Here is a 6,190-nt window from a genome sequence, read left to right as displayed (position 1 = left end):
TGAAATTCATGAACGTGTAGCAGTCCTCAACAGATTTACGAAATTAGGTCGACCACTTACCCAAGTTACGCCTTAAATTTGGCTCAATTAGGGGGCTTTGTATTTCAAATCTTTGTGCAACAAAGCCGTCTTAAACCAAGATTAGAAAAAGTAACTGGTCTAGTCTTACGGTTGACGACTTCCCCTCCCATCCACTGATCAAGCTCACGTAACTGATGAGATATTGCTGAAGGCGTAATGCAAAGATCGTTCGCCGCTGCGACTAAAGAACCATGTTCCTTCAAAGCCGATAGCATTTTTAAATGTTTTAGTTCGATCATTTTGGGAGAAACTCAAAATCCATACAAGGATGTACTAAAATCTAGGATTAAAAGCCCACATAAAGTAGGCTATTTAACATAATTAAGTTTTTGTGTGATATTAAATGAATCCTTTCAAAAGGAAGAAGCTTCCCACAATAACCAACAAGACTGCAAAGCATTTCTTTAATAGGGCTGGTGATAAAGCATGTGCGGTTTTAGCACCAAATTTTGCTGTGATGAAGCTCATCACACTGATACCAATGAATGCATAAGTATGCACATAACCAATCGTATTCGTCACATTAATCTCAGCGTTCATACCAAAAACCATAAAACCTAATGCACCAGCAACTGCAATCGGTAATCCACATGCAGCAGATGTACCGACAGACTTTTGCATCACCACGCCATAACGATTGAGATATGGAACCGTCAGACTTCCACCACCAATACCAAAGATGGCTGATGCAATACCAATGAGACTACCAGCAGTCACTTGTTGACCGGTTGATGGTAAAGTTTTAGTTGGATCAATCGCCTTTTTAGCACCTGTAAACATGGTGTAAGCCACCCAAATCAGGAATAAGCCGACAATGACTTGCAGATGTAATCCGGATATTAAACCAGCAATACCCGCCCCAAAAAAACAACCAACCGCCATGGGTGGCGCTAGATTTTTAAAAACAGGCCAGAGCACAGCACCATTTTTATGATGTGCCATCAATGAGCTTATCGAAGTCACAACAATGGTTGCCAAAGATGTACCTAAGGCAAGGTGCATGACAACGTTGGGGTCATACCCCATTTGGGTAAAGACAATAAAAAGTAGGGGTACAATAATCGTTCCACCACCGACACCAAACAGCCCTGCTGCAAAACCAGCAAAAGCGCCGATGACTAAAAAGGTTATAAGTTCCACAATAAACTAACTTTAAAAATATGAAGGAATGAAGGCGTTGAGTTAAGCGTGTTCCAACTGACCCACTTGATGATAAGCACGGTTAAAATACACTAGACTTTCTTCTTGATCACTTTGTTGCACATCAACAACACGACACATGAAAATACTGTGTGTACCCACTTGCTGAATATCCTGAATTTCACAGTCAAAACTGACCAAGGCATCTTTTAAAATCGGTGAACCCGTTTTCAAAGTTGTCCAATCACCAAGTTTGAAACGATCTTCAGAACTTAATTTACTTGAAGCAAAAGCATTTGAAAGTTGTTCGTGCTGGGTACTCAGTACATTGACCGATAGGACTTTATTCTCAACAAAATGGGCATGTGAACGAGAAGATTGATTCATACAGACCAATAACGTTGGCGGGGTATCTGTCACGCTACATACAGCCGATGCAGTAAATCCATGCATACCTGCTTCGCCTTTCGTTGTGATCACATTGACCGCAGTCGTCAGTAAAGACATTGCATTTCTAAAGTCTGTTGCTTCAATCATCTCTTTCATCTCAAATGTATATATCACGTGCTCATGCATAAAGCAGGAAAGTTTTCTTACGATTATTTGTCCTGCTTAGCATCAGACTACGTTGGATCAAGCTTCTAGCTCTTTACGAACAATGGCAGCACCTGCGCTTAAAGCTTCTAGCTTGCCACGCGCAACTTGGCGAGATAGCGGTGTCATACCACAGTTGGTTGAAGGATAGAGTTTATCTGCATCAACAAATTGCAAGGCTTTACGCAATGTATTCGCCACTTCTTCAGCCGTTTCAATTTGATTGGTCGCCACATCAATAGCACCCACCATCACTTTCTTACCACGGATTAGTTCAATTAAGTCCATCGGTACACGTGAGTTTTGACACTCTAAAGAAATGATATCTAGCTTCGATTTTTGAAGTTTAGGGAATGATTCTTCGTACTGACGCCATTCATTACCTAGGGTTTGTTTCCAATCTGTATTGGCTTTAATGCCATAGCCATAACAAATATGCACAGCTGTTTCACACTTCAGACCTTCAAGCGCACGCTCTAGAGTCGCAATACCCCAGTCATTCACTTCATCAAAGAATACATTAAATGCAGGTTCATCAAATTGGATAATGTCTACACCTGCTGCTTCAAGCTCAAGCGCTTCTTGGTTTAGAATTTTGGCAAACTCCCAAGCCAACTTTTCACGACTTTTGTAGTGACCATCGAATAAGGTATCGATCATGGTCATCGGGCCAGGAAGTGCCCATTTAATTGGCTGATTGGTTTGACTACGTAAGAATTTAGCGTCTTCAACAAACACTGCTTGTTTACGAGAAACTTCACCCACAACTGAAGGGACACTTGCCTCATAACGGTTGCGAATACGCATGGTTTCACGCTTCTCAAAATCGACCCCTTCAAGGTGTTCAATGAAAGTCGTTACAAAGTGCTGACGGGTTTGCTCGCCATCACTCACGATGTCAATACCCGCAGTGACTTGCTCATGTAAAGAGAGTTTCAAGGCATCACGTTTGGCTTCACGCAGTTCTTCGCCTTCAAGCTTCCATGCTGACCATAGCTTTTCTGGTTCAGCTAACCAAGACGGTTTAGGTAAGCTACCCGCAGTTGAAGTTGGGAGTATAAGTTTCGGTTGTGTAAGTGCCATAATTAATCTTCTTTCTCTAAGTTTTTAAATCTGTTTATGCAATATGTTAAGCAGCTTGATCTTTTGCAATGCTAAAGTTGGCAGCCCATTCATTTAAGATCGCTTGATACGGCTTGATAAAGTTTTCTTCCGTCCATTTGCCTTGTTTCACTGCCAATTCACCACGTTCAACACGGTCATACACAATACGTGTCAGTGAGTAATCTGCATAGTTCAAGCTTGGTTGATAGACCGCACCTGCTGGTGAGTTGGTATTGTAAATTTCAGGACGGTAAATTTTTTGGAAACTTTCCATGGTTGCAATTGCACTGATGAGTTCAAAATCGGTGTAATCACGTAGTAAATCGCCTGCACAGTAAAATGCTAACGGCGCATTGGCACCTTGTGGCTTGAAGTAACGTACACTCAAACCCATTTTCGCAAAGTAAGCATCAGTGCGTGAATAGTCATCATTGGTGTATTCCACGCCCAAAATCGGATGTTCGTTGGTGGTGCGGTAATAGGTTTTAGAGGTTGAAACACTTAAGCAAATCACAGGTTCTTTGTTGAATTGTGCTTTAAATACTTCAGAGTTCACCAAATGTTTGTACAATTTGCCATGCAGATCACCAAAGTCTTCTGGTTTTTCCCCCACGCCACAACCTAACTGAGGTAGTACTACACTGAAGTCATAATCGCGCACATATGATGAGAAGCTATTGCCGATCATTCCCTCGATACGCTCACCGGTTTGATGGTCAATCACTACACTTTTCAGTGTTTCAATAAATGGAAAAGTTTGACCATTGCCTTCAATGTCGATTTCTGCAGAGATAATGTCAATTTCTAATGAATAACGATCACCTTTAGGATTATCAACAGTTGCCAAACTATTAAAACGGTTGTTAATCATTGCAAGTGTACGGCGAAGATTTTCTTGGCGGCTTTCACCGCGTGCCAAGTTCGCAAAGTTGGTCGTTAGACGTGTGCTGTTTGCTGGCTCATAGTTCTCATCAAAACGGATACGTTTAATTGAACATTCAAATGCTTTACTCATGAAGATGACCACCTAAAATTTTTATAAAAAGCTAAATTTCTGTATGAAGCTATTTAAACGTGAATTCAAACATGAGTAAAACGATATAAATTCATTAAAAGATGAAAAACACTCATCTTAAGTACACAAATGATAAAAGGATGTTTTAAAAGCTAAATGAGAGAGTTCTGTCTGATCAATTTCATAGAATGACCGAACTTATAGCCAATGTAATGGTTTATGCAAAATTTGATCAATAACGACGTATGAAATTTCCTATAGAAAAGTTCTAGGTTTCAAAGCTCGATAATTTTTTAGGGCTCAATGAAAGTAGCTTATCTATATCTTGCCAACTTTAAATATCATGAATATCTTTCACTTTATAATTAAAAAAGATCAGTAAATTAAACATTTACTCTGTAATTAAACCATTAAAATGAAGCGTTTAGATTTAAACTCTATAACAATGTCAAGTAAACTTGAACGTCAAAAACTGACTCTCCCTGTAGGTCATGACAAACTTCTGCTCCGCTCTTGCTGTGCGCCATGCTCAGGTGAAGTCATGGAAACTCTGATTGAATCAGATATCGACTTTTCGATCTTTTTCTACAACCCCAATATTCATCCTGTTAAGGAATACCTCATCCGTAAGGAAGAAAATATTCGCTTTGCAGAAAAGCATAATATCCCGTTCATTGACTGTGAACCGTACCGGGTTTGTCGGAGAGTCAATATTCTGAGAGACTATCCCTATGACAAAATTAAAATACACCCCTGAAATCAGAGAAAGAGCGGTTCAATTATTGATTGAATCCGAAAAAGATTATCCTTCTACTTGGGCTGCAATCACCGCAATTGCACCTAAGATTGGTTGTACTCCTGAAACACTTCGTGCCTGGCATCAGAAGCATTTGAATCAACAGAATCCAGTCAAAGTACAGCAGCTTTCAGGCCAGGAACGCATTAAACAACTTGAACGCAAAAATAAAGAACTGCAACGAGCCAATGAAATTCTACGCAAAGCAGCCACTTTTTTCGCCCAGGCGGAGCTCGACCGCCCACACAAATAATGGTGGATTTCATCCATAACAATAAGGCGTTATATGGTATTGAGGCGATTTGCAGGATTTTACCGATCGCGGCTTCTACCTATTATCGAACACTAGATCTCGTTGATGAGAAGCATTGCTTCGCAAGAGAACATCGAGCGAAACGTGCTCTGCATGATTTGCATCATGCTGAACAAATAAAACGAATTTGGAAGGAAAGTTCAGGTCGATATGGTGTGCGTAAGGTCTGGCAACAATTGAAACGTGAAGGCTATGTTATTGCGCGCTGTACAGTTGCTTGATTGATGCAAAAACTAGATATACAAGGTGTTTGGCGTGGTAAGAACAAACAAACGACGCATAGCCGAGATGATCAAAAAAGAGCGGATGACTTGGTGAAACGCAATTTTAGTGCGGATCATCCTGACCAACTATGGGTCGCTGACTTCACGTATATTCAAACCCATTCAGGTTGGGTCTATACCGCATTTATTATTGATGTGTTCTCACGAGCAATTATTGGATGGAAAGTATCAACACGGATGAATACAGAGATGATCCTGGATGCATTGGAGCAAGCATTGCATGATCGAGGTATGCCAAAGAATGTGATTCATCATTCCGACAGAGGTGTACAATATCTTTCCATTCGCTATACCAATCGTTTAGAAGCTGCAAATTTACGAGCATCAGTCGGTACAACGGGTGATTCATACGATAATGCACTGGCTGAAACGGTGAATGGCTTATACAAAACAGAGGTGATTGAATATTTAAAAGCAGACTGGCAAGGTTTAGCGGATGTACAACTTGCGACATTAAATTGGGTGGATTGGTTCAATAAAAAGCGTGTACACAGTGCATTGGCTTATGTATCGCCTTTTGAGTTTGAAGCAATGTACTATGATAAGATTAACCTGTTAGGTCAGGTAGCCTAACTTAAATAAAAAGTCTCCGATAAACCCGGTACGGTTCAGTAAAGGTCGTTGGGTTGATAATGTGATGATTGAACGATTATGGCGGAGCGTTAAATACGAGGAGGTTTATCTCAAAGCCTACAGCAATGTTTTTGATGCGAAAAAGCAATTAAATGCATATTTTGAATTTTATAATTTGAAACGACCTCATTCGAGTCTGGACAAAATGACTCCAGATGAGTTTTACTATAACCAGCTACCACAACAAAATAAGGTCGCTTAACTAGAGCAGAATATCACTTATAAATAAG

Annotated in this window: 4 protein-coding genes, 4 pseudogenes and 1 other annotated feature; of the genes and pseudogenes, 3 read left to right on the top strand and 5 right to left on the bottom strand. The window is 40.3% G+C overall.

Features of this window, described 5'->3' with window-relative positions; genetic code table 11:
• Positions 1-122: 122 nt before the first annotated feature.
• From CYK47_RS12775 to CYK47_RS12755, 5 genes and pseudogenes are all read right to left on the bottom strand, one after another.
• Positions 123-320, bottom strand: a pseudogene (locus CYK47_RS12775) (LysR family transcriptional regulator); the annotation flags it as partial.
• Positions 321-420: 100 nt separating this feature from the next.
• Positions 421-1,221, bottom strand: a complete 801-nt coding sequence (locus CYK47_RS12770; protein ID WP_122902229.1) for a sulfite exporter TauE/SafE family protein — start codon at positions 1,219-1,221, stop codon at positions 421-423.
• 42 nt (positions 1,222-1,263) lie between these two features.
• Entirely contained in the window at positions 1,264-1,758 is a 495-nt protein-coding gene (locus tag CYK47_RS12765; protein ID WP_122902231.1) for a flavin reductase, read from the bottom strand.
• A 96-nt stretch (positions 1,759-1,854) separates the two neighbouring features.
• A complete protein-coding gene (locus tag CYK47_RS12760; protein WP_122902228.1) occupies positions 1,855-2,898 on the bottom strand; it encodes a methionine synthase in 1,044 nt (347 codons plus the stop codon).
• Positions 2,899-2,944: 46 nt separating this feature from the next.
• On the bottom strand, positions 2,945-3,934 hold the full coding sequence (locus CYK47_RS12755) for a putative oxygenase MesX (protein WP_122902227.1): 990 nt from the start codon (positions 3,932-3,934) through the stop codon (positions 2,945-2,947).
• 445 nt (positions 3,935-4,379) lie between these two features.
• On the opposite strand from CYK47_RS12755, the pseudogene CYK47_RS12750 reads away from it, so the two are divergent.
• The 3 pseudogenes from CYK47_RS12750 to CYK47_RS12740 all read left to right on the top strand — a co-directional run.
• Positions 4,380-4,619: pseudogene (locus tag CYK47_RS12750) on the top strand (epoxyqueuosine reductase QueH); the annotation flags it as partial.
• Positions 4,620-4,665: 46 nt separating this feature from the next.
• Positions 4,666-5,900, top strand: a pseudogene (locus CYK47_RS12745) (IS3 family transposase).
• Positions 4,941-5,054: a sequence feature (AL1L pseudoknot), on the top strand. (Overlaps the previous pseudogene by 114 nt.)
• Positions 5,901-5,940: 40 nt before the next feature.
• Positions 5,941-6,162, top strand: a pseudogene (locus CYK47_RS12740) (integrase core domain-containing protein); the annotation flags it as partial.
• Positions 6,163-6,190 lie beyond the last annotated feature (28 nt).

It is taken from the genome of Acinetobacter sp. B51(2017), assembly GCF_003711395.1.
Lineage (GTDB): Bacteria > Pseudomonadota > Gammaproteobacteria > Pseudomonadales > Moraxellaceae > Acinetobacter.
Note: the sequence above shows the minus strand (reverse complement) of the source record. Positions and strands in the feature narration are given on the sequence as shown.

Excerpts from the sequence above, each read along its gene's own strand:
- CYK47_RS12765 (WP_122902231.1), bottom strand. The coding sequence starts at position 1,758 with ATGATTGAAGCAACAGACTTTAGAAATGCAATGTCTTTACTGACGACT.
- CYK47_RS12760 (WP_122902228.1), bottom strand. The coding sequence starts at position 2,898 with ATGGCACTTACACAACCGAAACTTATACTCCCAACTTCAACTGCGGGT.
- CYK47_RS12755 (WP_122902227.1), bottom strand. The coding sequence starts at position 3,934 with ATGAGTAAAGCATTTGAATGTTCAATTAAACGTATCCGTTTTGATGAG.